Here is a 17466-nt window from a genome sequence, read left to right as displayed (position 1 = left end):
CCTATCAGCCGCTCAGCGCAAAACCTCTGCATCCAAAGCGTGAATCAGATTTTACGCCAAACGGGAATCCCCTAATCCCCACTTTCGCAACAGGTCTGTTCATTTGGGTTAAACTGCCGAATATGGGATCGGATGCTTCAAGCGAACCTGGCGCTTATGTCGGGCAATTGGCAGATCATGCGCGCAAACTTCAGCGCGATGCGCAGCATGCAATAGCACAAGGCGATTATGCCCGTGCGTCAGCCTTGATCGGCGATGCTGAGATGCTGGCCGAGGATGTCCACATTCTGGTCGATGATATCGAACATCGCCAGATCGACCGGATGATGGGCCTCGCCGCATCGGACGGTGCAGCCGCAGCCAAAACCCGGCTGGGACGCAGGCGGGGGCGCTTCACGCTTCCGCCGCGCAAGGTGCGCATGGCGCTCGGCACCGGCCTGGCGATGAGCCTTGCCTTGGTCGAATGCTAGGCGGCCACAGCGTTAACCGGCGCGTAGTTCCTCGGCCAGCAGCAGGAAATCGGCTTCGCGCGGCGAGTTCTTGCGCCAGGCCAGCACGATTTCGCGGTGGGCTGTCGGGCTGTCGACCGGACGCGCGACCACCTGAGTGCCGTTGAGAATGCCCGCCTTCAGCGCCATTTCCGGCAGCATGGTCAGCCCCAAGTCATTGTCCACCAGTTGCACCAGCGTGTGCAGGGACGTGCCGATCATCGCGGCACTGGCGCGCAGTTCGGCGCGGTTGCAGGCCGCCAGCGCATGGTCGCGCAGACAGTGGCCATCTTCCAGCAGCATGAGCCGCCCCTGATCGATCATATCAGGCGATATGGTGGGCGGCGGATCGCGCGGATCATCCTTCGGAAAGGCGATGAACAGCCGGTCGCGGGCGATATGCGCAATGGTGGCATCGCCGGTGTCGAACGGCAAAGCCAGCAACACGCAATCGACCCTGCCGTGGGTCAGCGATTCGAGCGCATCGTGGCTCGTCTCCTCGCGCAGCAGCAGCTTGAGATCGGGCCGATCGCGGCGCAGGCGCGGTAACACGCGCGGCAGCATGAAAGGGGCGATGGTGGGAATGACGCTCATGCGCAATTCGCCCGACAGCGGCTTGCCGGAGGCCTGCACCAGATCAGCCAGTTCCTCAGCCTCGCGCAGTAGTCGGCCTGCTTTGGCCACAACCTGTTCGCCGAGCGCAGTGAACCGCACGACCCGGCGGCTGCGTTCGACCAGCGTGACGCCCAGCAGCGACTCCAGCTCGCGAATCCCGGCCGACAAGGTTGATTGCGAGACGAAGCTGGCATCTGCGGCCTTGCCGAAATGCCCGTGCTCGTAAAGCGCGACCAGATATTGCAACTGCTTGATGGTGGGCAGATAGGTTGACACGGGGCTGGCTTACTCCGCTGCCAGATGGGCAGGCGCGGGCTCGGCCCCAGGGGCAGGCGCAGGGGTAGACACCACGACATCATCAATGTGGGTCATCTTGAGCCGCCCCTTTTCCACTGCGAAAGCCAGCTTGCCTTCGACCAGATCGAGCGCGTCCTTGCCGAACACCTCGAACCGCCAGCCTTGCAGCACCGGCAGATCGCGGACCCCTGCGGCCAGCGCCTCCATCTCGTCAGCGCGGGTCAGCAGGCGGGGGGCGACGTCAATCTCGCGGGCGCGGATTTTCAGCAGCAGCTTGAGGAGGTCCGCCACCAGTGCGCCTTCCTTGCCCAGCGGTGCGCCCTGCTTGATCTTTTCGGGCATTTCGGACTTGGGCAGCGGCTCGGCTTCGGCCAGCACCTTCATCAGGCGCTTGCCGATGTCATTGTCCTTCCATGCGGCAGAAAGCCCCCGCACCTTGGCGAGGTCGGCCTGTGTCTTGGGCGGATGGCTGGCGACATCGGCGAGCGTCTCGTCGCGCATGATCCGGCCGCGCGGGATGTTCTTGTGCTGCGCCTCGCTCTCGCGCCAGGCGGCAAGAGCCTTCATCCGGCCGAGCACCTGCGGATTGCGCCCCGGCTGGCGGATACGCTTCCACGCAAGGCCGGGATCGGTGAGATAGTTCGACGGATCGGCGAGCTTTTCCATCTCGGCATCCAGCCACAGCCCGCGCCCGGTCTTGATCAGCTTTTTCAGGATGCGCGGGAAAATTGTGGCCAGATGCGTCACATCGCCAATGGCATATTCGATCTGGCGATCCGTCAGCGGGCGGCGGCTCCAGTCGGTAAAGCGCGCGCCCTTGTCGATGGTCAGACCCATCCATGTTTCGACGAGGTTGGCATAGCCGATCTGTTCGGACTGGCTGATCGCCATCATCGCGATCTGGGTGTCGAAGATGGGATGCGGGGTCTTGCCAGTCAGATTGACGATGATTTCGACATCCTGCCCGCCCGCGTGGAATACCTTCAGCACATCCTCGTTCTCGCACATCAGGTCGAGCAGCGGGGTAAGGTCGATGCCGTCCGCCATCGGATCGATCGCGGCGGCTTCTTCGGTATTGGCGATCTGCACCAGGCACAATTCGGGCCAATAGGTGTTTTCGCGCATGAATTCGGTATCGACTGCGACAAAATCGGATTTAGCGAGCCGGCCGCAAAGATCGGAGAGGGCCTCGGTCGTGGTAATCAGCGGATGGATTTTCATGTCATCTTTTCGTGTCTAGCAGGCGGAGTGCCGCCCTCGGGTTCGAACCCAGTTTGCGCCCGTGCCGCTTGATCCGGCTCGGGCCTGCCCTGTTGGCGCGCGGCGGCGGCGGGGGGAACCCCGGCCAGCCGCGCGATGCGCGCCCTAGCGTCATAGGCCGAAAATGAAAACCGCATAAGCGCCGCTGGGGCGCTTTCGCACAGTTTCCTCCCGGCTATTTGCGCTTGCCGAGATATTGCGTGAGCGCGAACAGCCCGACGGTGCCGAGCGCGGGGAGGATATCCTTCGGCTTGCGCACGTGGCGAAGCTGGGACTCTGCGACCCGGGCGATGGCGGCCAGATCCTCGGAATCGCCGAAACTGCCCGCGTTCTGACGCGGCTGTTCGTAGCGTTCGGGCCGGACGCGTTCGCGCTGGGTCTCGCCGCGCGGAGGCTCGCTGCGCTGCCACCCGGCACGCTGCGACGGCGCCTGCGGCCGTGCGGGCGATGCAGGGCGGACGTAGGCGCGGGATTCGTCGACCGACATCACTGGCGCATCGAAGAAGGGAAAGTCCTCGTTGCTGCCCACAAGAACCGCCATGGGCTTTGGAAGTCCTTCGGCTTCGATATGCCGTTTGACCGCAAGGTGGAGGAGTATGGCGCTGATGCAGGCGCTGATCACGCTTGCATCACTCTCGGCGCTGTCGGCCTCGGCAGGGCTGGAAGACTGAACGGCGCCGTAAAGGGCATCCATGCCCGTCACACCGATCAGGTTGTCAATGTCGATAAAGCCGCCCTGCCATTCTGATCCGCTGGCGCTGTACCCGGCGAGGATATCGGAGCGGGTCGCCGTGGAAAACTTCACCTCGCGCAAGTCGCCGAAATAGTTTGTTTCAAGCACGGGGGTGAAACCGCCCTGGGCGTCGAAATCAAGCACGGTCTTGCCGTTCTTGATGGTGCTGGCAAAGTGGCCCGGCCAGCTGAAATCGATGCCGATTGCGGTCACGGACTTGTTGCCGTGTTCCTCTGCCGAAAGGATGGACGCGGCGAGTGCGTCCCAGCCGGACAAAGCGATTTGGTGGGGATGGGTGTTCAGGGCGAGCTCGGATAGTCGCGGGCTGGCACCTGCCACCTCTCGCAGACGGCTGCGTGCCCTTTCAAGTGCTGCCTCGGGCTCGCCCCGGCGCAGCATCTGTTCCAGCTCGTCACGGAAAGTCCGTTGTTCGTCCCGGTTGGCAAAAGCCCGTTGCATGGTGGGGGGTCTCCAAAGTCTCGCCGACGGACTTAGACTATGCATCTTTCCATCGGGTTACGATCAACGCGCTGTCCCCGCACATACCCCCACTGGATTTGTCTGCCCCTCTCGCCTAGAGGCGCGCCACCACTTTCCTGTAGTTCCGGAACACCACCGCCAATGCACCCCTATCGCACGCACACCTGCGCCCAGCTTTCCTCGACCCACGTGGGCGAAACCGTCCGCCTGTCGGGTTGGGTGCATCGCAAGCGCGACTTTGGCGGACTGCTGTTCGTCGATCTGCGCGATCACTACGGCATCACTCAGATCGTGGCCGATGCAGATTCGCCGGCACTGGCTGTGCTTGATCGGCTGCGCGTGGAATCGGTCATCACCATCGAGGGCGACGTGAAGGCGCGCTCGGCCGAAACGGTGAACCCGCGCCTCGCCACGGGTGAGGTCGAAGTTTATGCGCGCGCCATCACGGTGCTCAGCACGGCAGAAGAACTGCCGCTGCCGGTGGCTGACGAACAGCCCTATCCTGAGGACATTCGCCTCAAGTACCGCTTCCTCGATTTGCGGCGCGAGACGCTGCATGCCAACATCATGACCCGCGTGGCGGTGATCGCGGACATGCGTCAGCGAATGAACGCAGCCGGTTTCAACGAGTTTTCAACCCCGATCCTCACTGCGTCCAGCCCCGAAGGCGCGCGCGACTTCCTCGTGCCTTCCCGCATCCATGCGGGCAAGTTCTACGCGCTCCCCCAAGCGCCGCAGCAGTACAAGCAGCTGCTGATGGTGGCGGGCTTCGACCGCTATTTCCAGATCGCCCCCTGCTTCCGCGATGAAGACCCCCGCGCTGACCGCCTGCCGGGTGAATTCTACCAGCTCGATCTGGAAATGAGCTTCGTCACCCAGGAAGAAGTGTGGGAGACGATGGAGCCCGTGATCCAGGGCACCTTTGCGGCGTTTGCGGGCGACAAGGCCGTGACCCCGGCGGGTGAATTTCCGCGCATCCCCTATGATGAGGCGATCCTCAAGTACGGCAGCGACAAGCCGGATCTGCGCAACCCGCTGATCATTAGCGATGTGTCCTCGCACTTCACCCAGTCCGGCTTTGGCCTGTTCGAAAAGATCGTTGGCGGTGGCGGTGTCGTCCGCGTGATCCCTGCGCCCGCGACACACGAAAAGAGCCGCAAGTTCTTTGACGACATGAACGACTGGGCGCGCAAGGAAGGCTATGCGGGCCTCGGCTATGTCACCCGCAAGGGCGGCGAATTCGGCGGGCCGATCGCCAAGAACCACGGACCTGACCGGATGGCGGAACTCTACGCCGAACTCGGACTTGGCGAGAATGACGGGTTGTTCTTCGCCGCGGGCAAGGAAGCCGACGCCGCCAAGCTGGCGGGCGCGGCGCGCATCCGTGTGGGCGAGGAGCTCGGGCTCATCGACGAGAGCCGCTTCGAACTGTGCTGGATCGTCGACTTCCCGTTCTACGAATGGAACGAGGACGAAAAGAAGGTCGATTTCAGCCACAACCCCTTCTCGATGCCGCAGGGCGGGATTGACGCGCTCAACGGGCAGGACCCGCTCACTATCAAGGCGTTCCAGTACGATCTGGTCTGCAACGGCTATGAAATCGCTTCCGGCTCGATCCGCAACCACATGCCCGAAACGATGGTGAAGGCCTTCGAGATCGTCGGCCTCAGCAAGGCGGACGTGGAGGAACGCTTTGGCGGGATGTACCGCGCCTTTCAGTACGGCGCGCCGCCGCACGGAGGCATGGCCGCAGGCGTCGACCGCATCATCATGCTGCTGTGCGGCGCGAAGAACCTGCGCGAAATCTCGCTGTTCCCGATGAACCAGCGCGCCGAGGATCTGCTGATGGGCGCGCCTTCGCCGGCTGAGCCGCGGTCCTTGCGCGAACTGCATTTGCGCGTGGTTGAACCGCCGGTAAAACCCGCCAGCTAACCCCGGCCCCGCAGCGCGGTTGCCGATTGGTTTTGCCGGTTGTTTTTGTGAGCGAAGGCTGCAAAAAAACAGGCAGATTGAGGCTTGCGGGGAAAGCTGGGGGAAGGGCGCGATGACAGCGAAGCTGTGGTTGAGAGCAGGGTTGTGTGCGGCGGGGCTGGCGTATTCGGCCGTGGCGCAGGCGGAAACGCTCCCGGTTGAAGGGATCTATGCCGCTGAAACTGACGCGCCCTCGCGGGCCCAGACAATCACAATTGCTGGCTTTGCCGGGCGGGGCGGCGAACGGGTGGCCTTTTCGATCGATTCCGCCCTGCGCGGGGCAATCATCGAGCGGCGCCCCTATTTTCAGGTGACTTTCAGCGATCCCCTGTTTGGCGACAGCTACCGCTATGACCGGGATGCCGACCCGAGGGGAGGGCGGGGCAACGGCGAGGCTGTGATGCGCGGCATCGCCGAAGTTGAAGTGCGCGATACCGATTCCGGCACAAAAGAGGTCGAGGAATGCGCGGTCCGAGACAATCGCGGCAAATGCACCGAGAAGAAAAAGGTCAACTACCCGTGCCGCGCACGTAACGTGACGATGCGCCCTGAAGTCCGGCTGGTCGCCCGCAATGGTGATCTGCTTTATGCGAAAACCGATACGCTGACGGTCAGCCGCCGCTTTTGCAAGGACGAGCAGGGAAGTCCTTCGGTCGATTCGATGATCGAAGAGCTGGCTGGCCGTTTTGCCCAGGGGGTGCGCACCGATATCGCGCCAACCTACCGGGCCGAAGACATCCGCGTGCTCGAAAGCCGCAGCGGGATCGCCAAGGAGGATCATCAGGCGTTCCGCAACGCACTGCGCCTGACCAAGACCGACGTCGGCGCCGCCTGCGATGCCTTTGCGGCGCTTGAAGCGAACAATCCCAAAGACATCACTGTGCTGTTCAATATCGGGCTGTGCCATGAAAGCAGCGGCGATCTGGATGCGGCGACGCAAAGTTACGAGACTGTGCTAGCGATCAGCCCCCGCAAGCTTGAGCCGGAAGATGGCCTGCGCCGGATCGCGTCGCGCCTGCGGGCCGAACGCCAGCTTGCGATCCACGATGGGGTGGACGCGCGCTGACTGTCATGCCCACTTGCGTATCCCCGCACCCTTCTTTAGGGCGGACGCGACATTACCCAAACCCAATCCGTAGAGGGAATAACATGAGCGATACTGCCGACCGGGTGGCAAAGATTGTCGTCGAGCATCTCGGCGTCGAAGCCGATAAGGTCACTCAGGATGCAAGCTTCATCGACGATCTTGGTGCAGACAGCCTCGATATCGTTGAACTGGTGATGGCGTTCGAAGAAGAATTCGGCGTCGAGATTCCCGACGATGCGGCCGAGAAGATCACCACTGTGGGTGACGCGACCAAGTACATCGAAGAAAACAAGGGCTAAGGCCCGCCAGCGATGCCCCGGCATCCGCGCTGATCGAAATCTTGCCCGCGAGGGTACGATTGCGGTGTTTCCCAAGGCAGCAAATTGCCGGGAGCGCGGATCAGGGCCTAGACAGGCTCAGCCCTTACCGGGTTGGGCCTGTTGCTTTATCGGAGAACGCGAATGCGCCGTGTGGTTGTAACCGGGCTTGGCCTCGTCACCCCGTTGGGAGCCGATGTCGAAACGACGTGGGCTAACCTGATTGCAGGGGAAAGCGGGGCGGGCCAGATCACCCGGTTCGATGCCTCGAACCAGAAATGCACCATCGCCTGCGAGGTGAAGGGCAAGGATCATCCGTGGGGCTTCGATCCCGACAAGCGCGTGGATCACAAGGTCCAGCGCCAGGTCGATCCCTTCATCGTCTATGGCATTGATGCCGCCGGGCAGGCGCTGGAAGACGCGGGCCTTCTCGACATGACCCAGGCCGAAAAAGAGCGCACCGGCTGCTCGATCGGGTCGGGCATCGGCGGCCTGCCGGGGATCGAAATCGAGAGTGTCAATCTGCACGAACGCGGCCCCGGCCGGGTCAGCCCGCACTTCGTGCACGGGCGGCTGATCAACCTCATCACCGGACAAGTGCAGATCAAGTACGGTTTCATGGGGCCGAACCACGCGGTCGTGACCGCGTGCTCCACCGGCGCGCATTCGATTGGTGATGCGGCGCGGATGATTATGGCGGACGATGCCGACATCATGCTGGCGGGCGGGGCGGAAAGCACCGTCAACCCGCTCGGCATTGCCGGCTTTGCGCAGGCGCGCGCGCTCAATATGAGCATGAATGATCGCCCGACCGAAGCCAGCCGCCCCTACGACCGCAACCGTGACGGCTTCGTCATGGGTGAGGGCGCGGGCGTGATCGTGCTCGAAGAATACGAACGCGCCAAGGCGCGCGGCGCGAAGATCTATGCCGAAGTGACCGGCTACGGCCTGTCGGGCGACGCCTATCACGTCACCGCTCCGCATCCCGAAGGCAAGGGCGCGGAACTGGCGATGCGCATGGCGCTCAAGAAGGCGGGCCTCGGGCCGGGCGATATTGATTACATCAACGCCCACGGCACCAGCACGATGGCCGACACCATCGAACTCGCCGCGATCAAGCGTGTGCTGGGCGAAGGGCTGGGCGGGGCTTCGATGTCCTCGACCAAGTCCGCCATCGGCCATCTTCTGGGCGGTGCGGGCGCGGTCGAGGCGATCTTCTGCATCCTCGCGATGCGCGACCAGATTGTCCCGCCGACGCTCAACCTGCATGATCCTGACGAAGGCACCGAAGGCATCGATCTGGTCCCGCTGGTGGCGAAAAAGCGCGAAGTGCGCGCCGTGCTCAACAACAGCTTCGGCTTTGGCGGCACCAATGCCTCGATCATAATGCAGAAGGTCGACTGATAGCGATGCGCCTGTTCCGGTTGCTGCTGGCTCTGGCCGGTCTGGTGGCAGCCGGGCTGGTGCTGGCGTGGGTGTTTCTTGGATCGGCGACGGTCGGCAAGGACACCAATTTCACCATCCCTGCCGGGTCTTCGGTCGCAGCGGTCGCGGATAAGCTTGAGGCCGAGGGCCTGATTTCCTCGGCGTCCGGCTTCATGTTGCAAGCCCGCGTGTTCGGTTCCGACACGCCGATCCAGGCAGGCGAGTTTCTTCTGACCCCCGACATGAGCCAGGCCGATATCCTCGCAGCCTTCCAGTCGGGCGATGTGATCCGCCGCTTCGTGACGATCCCCGAAGGCATGCCCTCGATCCTGGTGTGGGAGCGGCTGATGGCCGAACCGCTGCTGACAGGCGAGGTTGCGGTGCCGCCGGAAGGCTCGATCCTGCCCGACACCTACGCCTTTGAACGCGGACAATCGCGCGCCAGTCTCGTCGAACAGATGCAGGCCGCGATGGACAAGGCGCTGGCCGAAGAATGGGGCAAGCGCAGCCCCGGCATCGCGGTCGACACCATGCGCGATGCGCTGATCCTTGCCTCGATCGTCGAGAAAGAGACTGGCAAGCCCGAAGAACGCCGCATGGTGGCCGGGCTTTACTCCAACCGGGTGAAGACCGGGATGATGCTTCAGGCCGATCCCACAATCATTTATCCGGTGACCAAGGGAAAACCACTGGGCCGCCGCATCCGCCAGTCGGAAATCGCCGCGGTCAACGGTTACAACACCTACACCCGCGTTGGCCTGCCCGAAGGTCCCATCACCAATCCGGGCCGCGCCAGTATCGCAGCCGTGCTGAACCCCGAAAGCACCGGCGCGCTTTTCATGGTCGCCGACGGCACTGGCGGGCACTGGTTTGCCGCGACGCTGGCAGAGCACAACGCGAATGTGGCGAAGTGGTATGCGATCCGCCGCGAGCGGGGCGAGATGTGATGCAGCGCGGCGGGTTAGCGCTTGGCTGATCCCTTCATCCTCACCGCTGTCCTGCCGCCCGACCTTCAGGGCTTTGCCGAGGGCCTGCGCCGCGCGCATTACCCTTCCGAACGGAACCACCTCCACGCCCATGTCACGCTGTTCCACGCCTTTGCGCCATCGTTGCTGGACGAGTTGCAGGACTTCCTTCCGCGCATCGCGGCTGAGTTTGCCGCCCCGACCGGCGCGGTTAAGGGGGTGATGGATCTGGGGAAGGGCACGGCCATCGCGCTCGAGGCGCCGCAGCTGCTCGCCTTGCGGGCCATGATCGCCGAGCATTTCCACGGTAGCCTGACATCGCAAGACCTGCACGAACCGCGCCTGCACATCACCATTCAGAACAAGGTGACCAAGGACGAGGCGCGCGCGTTGCAAGCCAGCCTGGGGCCGGTGCTTACACCATGGGTGGCCAAAGGGCGCTTCATCTTCCCCGCACTGGAGCTGCATCGCTATCGCGGCGGGCCGTGGGAGCGGATCAAGACCTGCGCTTTTCGCGGTCGTGAAAGGCTGTAACCGCGAGGCACCAACGAAGGCTTGACCGAGCGCCAAGGCCGCCCTATTGGCGCGCCTCGCCCGGGCCGACACCCGGAGCCGAATCCGGAAAGCCAAGCAGCGCCGGATGCCCACGGGGCGGAGTAGCTCAGCCGGTTAGAGCAGCGGAATCATAATCCGCGTGTCGGGGGTTCGAGTCCCTCCTCCGCTACCAACCAAGTCATTCCTGGTCTGGTTCTTGCCGAGCAATTGCCTTCAGTGGAAGGCCCAGGCCCGATCGGTTTTCCCGCTCCTTGCAGCATGTGGCGGCCCATCCCTATCGTTAAGCGGACGATCGTTTGGCCTGATGATCATCAGGTCGGTCAGCTGGGCGTTTTCGCGCTCGCGCGTGCGTTGCCATTGCGCTTCCAGGATTTCGGCTTTGCAAAGATCATGATCGTTGTCTGGCGTAATCCAAGCCTGGCCAACACCGAATGAGGGTGCTGCTTACGGGAATCAGCGATGGGTTTTGGATGAAAGGTCCGCTGCCCTGATGAAGAAATCAGTGCGATCGTGGAGGCGCTCAGGCATTTGGCCGCCCGCCGCGCCATGGCTGATAGCCTGTGTTTGCAGGTCGCTGACGAATAAACCCATGAACATTTCAGCAAGAAATTCTGGTGAGCCGTTCATGGCTACACCGCCGCCTTGCCACCGGGCAAATAAGGCGGCGATCGCGTCGCGGGTGCGGTTGGCTGTTCGTTCGAAGAATTGCCGCGCGAATTGTGGTTCGCTGATGCTGCGCGCGATGACGATGCGGACGAGCGCGATGACTTCGGGATCAAGAAATTGTTCATGAAGCCCTTCGGCGATCCGGCGCAATGTGTCTGCCGGAGACAATTGCGCAGCCTCGGCGTCGCGGACGAGCGTTTCGCCTGACGCCACATTTTCGCGGATCACCGCCTCCAGCAGCCCGTCCTTGTTGCCGAACAGTTTGTAGACTGTCGCCAGCGAACCGCCGGCGCGGGTGACGATTTGTCCCAGAGTCGTGCGTTCGTAACCTTGTTCAATGAACAGATGACGCGCTGCGCCAATGATTGCAGCTCTGCGCCGGTCGAGTCGCAACGTGTCAGACGGGGCGTCCATGATGCAATTTTGCCTCCTTGGCGTCGGGGTGATTGACATTGGTGTAATGATCATTACACCTTCGCAGTTGCAATAAAACTACTAAATGAAAGACCTCTCCCGATGATGCGCCTCTGCACCGGCATTGCCGCCTGCTTCCTGATCGTTGCGTGCTCAGGCGAACAGGCGCCGCCTGCACCTCAGCCGATTGAAGTGCAGACTGTCACCATCGCCGGTCAAACCATCCCCAACGTGATTGAACTGCCGGGCCGGGTCGAACCGGTGCGTCAGGCCGAAGTGCGCGCGCGCGTGACCGGGATCGTGCAGAAACGGCTTTATACGGAAGGCACCAATGTTTCAGAAGGCCAGCCGCTGTTCCTGATCGATCCGCGCGAATTGCGGGCCAGCTATGCCCAGACGCAGGCAGCCCTTGATCGCGCCCGCGCAACCGAGCGCAATGCACGCGCCGTGGTGGAACGCTACAAGCCGCTGGTCGCTGAAAATGCGATCAGCAGTCAGGAATATGACGCCGCGCTGGCGACCGCGCGCGAGGCCGAAGCGAATGTCGCTCAGATCCGCGCGCAGGTGGAGGCCGCATCGCTCCAGCTCAATTACACGACGGTCCGCGCGCCGATTGCCGGGCGGGCCGGGCGCGCGGAAATTACGGAAGGCGCGTTGGTCAGTCAGACCGAAGGCACCTTGCTGACGCGGATCGAGCAGACGGCGCCGGTCTATGTCAATTTCGCACAAGCGGCGAGCGAGGTTCTGGCGATCCGCCGTGCTATCAGTGCAGGCAAGATCGCGCTGGATGCCAACGACCGGGTCGAGGTTCGCCTCACCTTCACCGATGGCAGCGAATATCCCATCCCCGGCTACATCAACTTTCTGGCTTTCTCGGTTGACGAGGAAACCGGGACTGTGGGCCTGCGCGCTGAGTTTCCCAATCCCACCGGGCTGTTGCTGCCGGGCGAATTTGTCAGGGCCAAGCTGTTTGTGGGTGAGCGCAAGCAAGGGATCGTCGTTCCCCAGCGCGCCGTCACGCTGTCCGAACAGGGCGGTTCAGTGTTCGTCATCGATGCGAAGGGGCTGGTTGCCCCGCGTCCGGTGAAGCTGGGCGCGCTGGTTAGTGGCAACTGGATTGTCGAAAGCGGGCTGAAGCCAGGCGATGTGGTGATCACCAGTAACCTCCAGAAATTGCGGCCCGGCGTGCCGGTGAAGGCGGCTCGCGCGGCCGCTGGGGGCAAGCAGCCTGCGGGGTCCAAGCCGGCGCAACCCACCGGGGCGCGTTGATCCATGGCACGCTTTTTCATTGATCGCCCCATCTTTGCATGGGTGGTGGCGCTTGGCATCCTGCTGGCCGGCATCATTGCCTTGCGCGCCCTGCCGATCGAGCAATATCCCGAAGTCGCCCCCCCATCGCTGACGATCAGCGTGGTCTACCCCGGTGCCGATGCACAGACGCTCGAACAGAACGTCACGCAGGTGATCGAACAACAGCTCAACGGGGTTGAGGGCTTCCTCTACATGGCCTCGTCGAGTGCATCGAACGGCACGGCCAGCATCACGCTGACCTTCGAGGCGGGAACCGATATCGATATCGCCCAGACCGAGGTGCAAAACCGCCTCAGCACGGTCGAGGCGCGCTTGCCTGAGGAGGTCCGCCAGCAGGGCATTACCGTGCGGCAGGCCAATGCCGGGTTCCTGCTGATTGTCGCGCTGACCTCAACCAATGGCGATCTGAACAGCACCGACTTGGGCAATATTGCGTCCAGTCAGGTGATCGACGAGCTGCGCCGCGTGCCCGGCGTGGGGGATGTCACCTTGTTTGGTTCGCCCTATGCGATGCGCATCTGGCTCGATCCCGACGCGCTGGCGTCATATAATCTGTCGCCCAGCGCGGTGCTGAACGCTATCCGCGAGCAGAATGCGCAAATTGCAGGCGGCTCAATCGGCGCCAAACCGCTCGCGCGCGGCCAGCAGATCACGGCCACGATTACCAGCGAAGGCCGTTTTCGGACGGTCGAGGAGTTTGAGAATATCATCCTGCGCGCCAATACGGGCGCTGCGGTGGTGCGGCTGGGCGAGGTGGCCCGGATCGAAATCGGCGCGCAGAGCTACGCTACCTCCACCACGCTGAACAACGCGCCCATGGCTGGCATGGCCGTGCAATTGGGCACCGGAGCCAATGCGCTCGCCGCAGCCGAAGGCGTAAAGGCGCGTATGGCCGAGCTGGAATCCGGCCTGCCGAGCGGCGTCACATGGTCGATCCCCTATGACACCACGCCCTTCGTGCAGGCGTCGGTGGACGAGGTGGTCAAGACGCTGGTCGAGGCGATGCTGCTGGTGTTCCTCGTCATGTATCTCTTCCTGCAAAACTGGCGCGCGACGCTGATCCCGACGCTGGTGGTGCCGATTGCGCTGGCAGGCGCATGTCTGGGGCTGTGGCTGTTCGGCTTTTCGATCAACGTGCTTTCGCTGTTCGGGATGGTCCTGGCGATCGGCATTCTGGTCGACGATGCCATTGTTGTGATCGAGAATGTCGAACGGATCATGCGCGAGGAAGGGCTGTCCCCGCTCGAGGCCACGCGCAAGGCGATGGATCAGATCACCACCGCAATCATCGGCATCACGCTGGTGCTGATCGCGGTGTTCGTGCCGATGGCGTTCTTTCCCGGTTCGACGGGCGGCATCTACCGCCAGTTCTCGGTAACACTGGCGATCGCGATCTTTTTCTCGGCATTTCTCGCCTTGTCGCTCACGCCGGCATTGTGTGCCACCTTCCTCAAGCCGATTACGGGCGAGGGGCATGGGGGCGCCCATGCGGCTGAACCTGCGGGGCAGGGGGAAGCTATGCCGCAACAGCCGGGCTGGCGCGGCTGGATCGCCCGAACGGGCCGGTTCGTCGGTCGTTTCCTCGGCAAGTTCAACATTTGGTTTGCCCGCATGGAGGGCAAATATGATCGCTCCAACACGCGCATCCTGTCGGCTCCCAAGCGGGGCATGGCGGTCTTCCTCGCGTTGGTCGCCGTCACTGTCTTGTTGTTCGTGCGCTTGCCGACTGCGTTCCTTCCGACCGAGGATCAGGGCTTTCTCATCACGGCAGTGCAAGCCCCTCCCGGGGCCACCGAGGAGCGGATGGACGAGGCGCTGAAGCCCGTCACCGATTTCTGGCTTGCACAGGACGAGGTGCAAAGCCTGGTCGTGGTGCGCGGCTTCAGCTTTTTCGGGCAGGGCCAGAACAACGCGCTCATGTTCGCCTCGCTCAAGCCCTGGGGCGAACGCTCTGCTGCCGAAAGCAGCGCGGAATCTCTGCTGCAACGCGCGATGGGCCTGTTCATGCAGAACGATGGGGCGACCGCCTTTGTCATTCAGCCCCCGGCGATCCAGTCGCTTGGGCAGGCCAGCGGCTTCACGCTCAAACTGCAGGATCGCGCCGGGCTGGGGCGCGAGGCGCTGATTGCCGCACGCGACCAACTGCTGGGTGCAGCGTCGCAAAGCTCCTTGATCACAGGCTTGCGGCCCGAGGATCAGGGACCGAGCCCCGAGGTCAAGGTCAAGATCGATCGGGTGCAGGCCCGTGCGCTGGGTCTCTCGATGACCGAGGTCAATGCCGCGCTCTCGATCACCTTCGGTTCGGCTTATGCGAATGACTTCAACCGCGAAGGGCGGGTGTTGCAGGTGCTGGTTCAGGCCGATGCCCCCTTCCGCATGACGCCCGATGATGTGCTGGCCTTGCGCATTCCCAATGCTGTGGGCGAACTGGTGCCCTTCGGCGCTTTCGCCTCGGCGGAATGGTCTGCTGCGCCTGCCAGCCTTGCCCGCTACAACGGTTATCCGGCCATGACGCTGTCGGGCATGGCCGCGCCCGGCGAATCCTCTGGTGCTGCGCTGGCCGAGATGGAGCGGCTTGCCGGCGACTTGCCGCCGGGTATCGGCTATGAATGGACCGGCATTTCCTTCGAGGAAAAGCAGGCGGGCGGGCAGATCGGGTTGTTGCTTGGCCTTTCTGTAGTGGTCGTCTTCCTCGTGCTCGCGGCGCTTTACGAAAGCTGGACGATCCCGCTCGCTGTGCTGCTGATCGTGCCGATGGGCGTGCTGGGCGCGGTGCTGTTTTCGATGCTGCGCGGACTTTCCGCCGACGTCTATTTCAACGTGGGTCTCATCACCATCATCGGTCTGGCGGCGAAGAACGCGATTCTGATCGTGGAATTCGCAATCGAGGAGGAAGAACGCGGCATCGCCCCGCTCGAAGCGGTGAAGTCTGCTGCGCGGCTCCGTCTGCGGCCGATCATCATGACCTCGCTGGCCTTTGCGATGGGGATGGTGCCGCTGGTGCTGGCGAGCGGGGCGGGGGCGGCCAGCCGCGTCGCCGTTGGCACGGGCGTGCTGGGCGGCATGATCGCGGCCACTGTCCTGGGCGTGTTCCTGATCCCGCTGCTCTATCTGATGGTCCGCCGCATCGGTCGCAAGGGCGAGGGCGGACGGACGGAGCCGCTGCCGCCATCCGATTTGCAAAAGGATGGGGAGCCCCTCCAATGAACCGCCTGATTCCCCTCGCGCTGGCCCCTGCAATGCTGGTTGGCTGCGTCAATCTGGCGCCGGACGATACCCGTCCGGCCCTTGCGAGCGCGCCTGCGTTCGATCCCTCATATCGGCCCGATGGCACAGTGGTGGCGTCGCAATTGTCATATCGTGAATGGTATCGCGATCCGCGCCTGCAAAGCCTCATTGCCACGGCGCTTGCAAACAACCGCGACCTGATGGCTGCAACCGCCCGGATCGAGCAGGCGCGTGCGCGCTTTCGGATCGAGAACAGCCGGCGCCTGCCCAATCTGGTCGCCACGGCCAGCGGCACGCGCACACAGCAGGCCACGGCCGGCAACCCGGCGTTTGCAGCTGGCGGCGGTGATTTGCCGTCTTCCTTCACCTTCAACCGTTTCGATATCGGGGTGGGTGTCAGCGCCTTCGAGCTCGATTTTTGGGGCCGCGTCAAAAATCTCAGCGATGCGGCGCGGGCGACTTACCTCGCCGAGGTAGCGACCCAGCGGGCCTTCTACCTTTCGCTCATAGCTGATACGGCCACGACCTATTTCGAGATCATTGAGACCGAAGAACAGATCGTACTGGCCGAAGCGACCGCTGCGAGCCGCCGTGAAGGGCTGAAGATCGCCAAGCTGCGGCTTGATGCAGGTGTTACGTCCGCGCTGCCCTATCGTCAGGCCGAAACGCTGCTGACCCAGGCCGAACAGCAGATTGCCAGCGAACGGCTCGCGCTGGCGCAATTGCGCAATCAGCTGGCGGTGTTGGTGGGAGCCAACACGATGGAAGACTTGCCGCCGGGACTATCGCTCGCAGTGCAAGCCGATGAGCGCCGTCTGGCGGCAGGACTGCCATCCGAACTGTTGCTGGCGCGACCGGATATTGTCGCTGCTGAGGAACAGCTGCGCGCTGCTCGCGCCAATATCGGCGCGGCGCGGGCGGCGTTCTTTCCGTCGATTTCGCTGACGGGCAATACCGGACTGACGTCGGGTAGCCTCGGCAATCTTTTCGACCAGGACGGGTTGGGTTGGAGCTTTGGTCCGTCGATCTCGCTCCCGATCTTCGATTTCGGCACGCGCGAGGCGAATCTCGATCTCGCCAAGGCGTTGGAGGTCGAACAGGTCGCAAATTATGATCGGACCGTTCAACAGGCATTCCGCGAAGTGTCCGATGCGCTGGCGGGGCGCGAATATCTCGCCCAGCAGATCGCAACGCTGGAACGGGCGCGCATTGCCCAATCCGAAATCGCGCGGATTGCACGGTCGCGATACCGTGAGGGTGTGGCTGACTATCTCGAAGTGCTTGATGCCGAGCGCAACCTGTTCAGTGCCGAGCAGCAACTGCTGGCCACCCGCCGGGCGTGGCTGCAGAACCGCGCAACCTTGTTCGTATCGCTTGGCGGCGGTGCCGGGGCAACCGATCCCGGCAGCTGAAAGGGCATGGGATCTTGCTGTCCTTCACAAGCAGCTTTGAGGCTGTTTGATTCTCCTACGGTTGGTTTGTTGGTAGCGAAGGAGGGCGCCGCCAAATGCTAATCTCGAACGAAATGGTGTCCGGGAAAAAAAGCGCGAGAATCCTGTTGACCGAATCTGAGGTGGCCCATATAGGCCCCTCACCGACGCGGCGCTGCCGGCTTTTGCCTCTGCTGCTACGTTGGTCGCCAAGATAATCGGAT

General features: G+C 63.0%; 15 protein-coding genes and 1 tRNA gene. 12 read left to right on the top strand and 4 right to left on the bottom strand.

The window, feature by feature from the left end; translation table 11 throughout:
- The coding region (locus tag C0V72_RS16675) for a hypothetical protein (RefSeq protein ID WP_233999970.1) at window positions 1–470 on the top strand (470 nt) is incomplete at its 5' end.
- Between the two features lie 12 nt (window positions 471–482).
- On the opposite strand, the gene C0V72_RS14610 is transcribed toward C0V72_RS16675, so the two are convergent.
- From C0V72_RS14610 to C0V72_RS14600, 3 genes are all read right to left on the bottom strand, one after another.
- Window positions 483–1379: a hydrogen peroxide-inducible genes activator gene (locus C0V72_RS14610; RefSeq protein WP_101794875.1), complete on the bottom strand. Its 897-nt coding sequence runs from the start codon at window positions 1377–1379 to the stop codon at window positions 483–485.
- 9 nt (window positions 1380–1388) lie between these two features.
- Window positions 1389–2621, bottom strand: coding sequence for a ribonuclease D (gene rnd / locus C0V72_RS14605; RefSeq protein WP_101794874.1), 1233 nt, complete (start codon window positions 2619–2621; stop codon window positions 1389–1391).
- 214 nt (window positions 2622–2835) lie between these two features.
- Window positions 2836–3852, bottom strand: a complete 1017-nt coding sequence (locus C0V72_RS14600; RefSeq protein ID WP_101794873.1) for a hypothetical protein — start codon at window positions 3850–3852, stop codon at window positions 2836–2838.
- Window positions 3853–4014: 162 nt separating this feature from the next.
- On the opposite strand from C0V72_RS14600, the gene aspS reads away from it, so the two are divergent.
- From aspS to C0V72_RS16470, 8 genes are all read left to right on the top strand, one after another.
- Window positions 4015–5805 (top strand): aspartate--tRNA ligase, encoded by a 1791-nt coding sequence (gene aspS, locus C0V72_RS14595; RefSeq protein WP_101794872.1) that lies wholly within the window; start codon window positions 4015–4017, stop codon window positions 5803–5805.
- A gap of 112 nt (window positions 5806–5917) precedes the next feature.
- Window positions 5918–6910, top strand: a complete 993-nt coding sequence (locus tag C0V72_RS14590; RefSeq protein ID WP_101794871.1) for a tetratricopeptide repeat protein — start codon at window positions 5918–5920, stop codon at window positions 6908–6910.
- Window positions 6911–6993: 83 nt separating this feature from the next.
- A complete protein-coding gene (locus tag C0V72_RS14585) occupies window positions 6994–7230 on the top strand; it encodes an acyl carrier protein (RefSeq protein ID WP_101794870.1) in 237 nt (78 codons plus the stop codon).
- Window positions 7231–7392: 162 nt separating this feature from the next.
- A complete protein-coding gene (gene fabF / locus C0V72_RS14580) occupies window positions 7393–8652 on the top strand; it encodes a beta-ketoacyl-ACP synthase II (protein WP_101794869.1) in 1260 nt (419 codons plus the stop codon).
- A gap of 5 nt (window positions 8653–8657) precedes the next feature.
- Window positions 8658–9620, top strand: coding sequence for an endolytic transglycosylase MltG (mltG, locus tag C0V72_RS14575; RefSeq protein WP_101794868.1), 963 nt, complete (start codon window positions 8658–8660; stop codon window positions 9618–9620).
- Between the two features lie 21 nt (window positions 9621–9641).
- Complete coding sequence (locus C0V72_RS14570) at window positions 9642–10172, top strand: 2'-5' RNA ligase family protein (protein WP_101794867.1); 531 nt, start codon at window positions 9642–9644, stop codon at window positions 10170–10172.
- Window positions 10173–10288: 116 nt separating this feature from the next.
- A tRNA-Met gene (locus C0V72_RS14565) sits at window positions 10289–10365 on the top strand.
- Window positions 10366–10451: 86 nt separating this feature from the next.
- A complete protein-coding gene (locus tag C0V72_RS16470) occupies window positions 10452–10628 on the top strand; it encodes a hypothetical protein (RefSeq protein WP_172439048.1) in 177 nt (58 codons plus the stop codon).
- An 18-nt stretch (window positions 10629–10646) separates the two neighbouring features.
- Here C0V72_RS16470 and C0V72_RS14560 read toward each other — a convergent pair whose 3' ends face one another.
- The gene (locus C0V72_RS14560) at window positions 10647–11273 is read right to left on the bottom strand and encodes a TetR/AcrR family transcriptional regulator (RefSeq protein WP_101794866.1); all 627 of its coding nucleotides are present in this window, start codon (window positions 11271–11273) and stop codon (window positions 10647–10649) included.
- A gap of 102 nt (window positions 11274–11375) precedes the next feature.
- Here C0V72_RS14560 and C0V72_RS14555 point away from each other — a divergent pair, with 102 nt between their 5' ends.
- From C0V72_RS14555 to C0V72_RS14545, 3 genes are read left to right on the top strand one after another with little or no spacing between them, the layout of a single operon-like run.
- Complete coding sequence (locus C0V72_RS14555) at window positions 11376–12542, top strand: efflux RND transporter periplasmic adaptor subunit (protein WP_101794865.1); 1167 nt, start codon at window positions 11376–11378, stop codon at window positions 12540–12542.
- A gap of 3 nt (window positions 12543–12545) precedes the next feature.
- Window positions 12546–15791, top strand: coding sequence for an efflux RND transporter permease subunit (locus tag C0V72_RS14550; protein ID WP_101794864.1), 3246 nt, complete (start codon window positions 12546–12548; stop codon window positions 15789–15791).
- Complete coding sequence (locus tag C0V72_RS14545) at window positions 15788–17224, top strand: efflux transporter outer membrane subunit (RefSeq protein WP_101794863.1); 1437 nt, start codon at window positions 15788–15790, stop codon at window positions 17222–17224. The genes C0V72_RS14550 and C0V72_RS14545 overlap by 4 nt, the downstream gene beginning before the upstream one ends.
- The last annotated feature ends 242 nt before the right edge of the window (window positions 17225–17466 follow it).

Source organism: Porphyrobacter sp. TH134 (assembly GCF_002855495.1).
In the GTDB taxonomy this organism is placed as follows: Bacteria; Pseudomonadota; Alphaproteobacteria; order Sphingomonadales; family Sphingomonadaceae; genus Erythrobacter.
This window is presented reverse-complemented; position numbering and strand designations above follow the sequence as displayed.

What these genes read in the sequence shown, in the direction of transcription:
- C0V72_RS14545 (WP_101794863.1), top strand. Translation starts at nt 15,788, where the DNA reads ATGAACCGCCTGATTCCCCTCGCGCTGGCCCCTGCAATGCTGGTTGGC.
- C0V72_RS14560 (WP_101794866.1), bottom strand. Translation starts at nt 11,273, where the DNA reads ATGGACGCCCCGTCTGACACGTTGCGACTCGACCGGCGCAGAGCTGCA.
- C0V72_RS14600 (WP_101794873.1), bottom strand. Translation starts at nt 3,852, where the DNA reads ATGCAACGGGCTTTTGCCAACCGGGACGAACAACGGACTTTCCGTGAC.
- C0V72_RS14555 (WP_101794865.1), top strand. Translation starts at nt 11,376, where the DNA reads ATGATGCGCCTCTGCACCGGCATTGCCGCCTGCTTCCTGATCGTTGCG.
- C0V72_RS14590 (WP_101794871.1), top strand. Translation starts at nt 5,918, where the DNA reads ATGACAGCGAAGCTGTGGTTGAGAGCAGGGTTGTGTGCGGCGGGGCTG.
- aspS (WP_101794872.1), top strand. Translation starts at nt 4,015, where the DNA reads ATGCACCCCTATCGCACGCACACCTGCGCCCAGCTTTCCTCGACCCAC.
- C0V72_RS16470 (WP_172439048.1), top strand. Translation starts at nt 10,452, where the DNA reads ATGTGGCGGCCCATCCCTATCGTTAAGCGGACGATCGTTTGGCCTGAT.
- C0V72_RS14550 (WP_101794864.1), top strand. Translation starts at nt 12,546, where the DNA reads ATGGCACGCTTTTTCATTGATCGCCCCATCTTTGCATGGGTGGTGGCG.
- rnd (WP_101794874.1), bottom strand. Translation starts at nt 2,621, where the DNA reads ATGAAAATCCATCCGCTGATTACCACGACCGAGGCCCTCTCCGATCTT.
- mltG (WP_101794868.1), top strand. Translation starts at nt 8,658, where the DNA reads ATGCGCCTGTTCCGGTTGCTGCTGGCTCTGGCCGGTCTGGTGGCAGCC.
- fabF (WP_101794869.1), top strand. Translation starts at nt 7,393, where the DNA reads ATGCGCCGTGTGGTTGTAACCGGGCTTGGCCTCGTCACCCCGTTGGGA.
- C0V72_RS14585 (WP_101794870.1), top strand. Translation starts at nt 6,994, where the DNA reads ATGAGCGATACTGCCGACCGGGTGGCAAAGATTGTCGTCGAGCATCTC.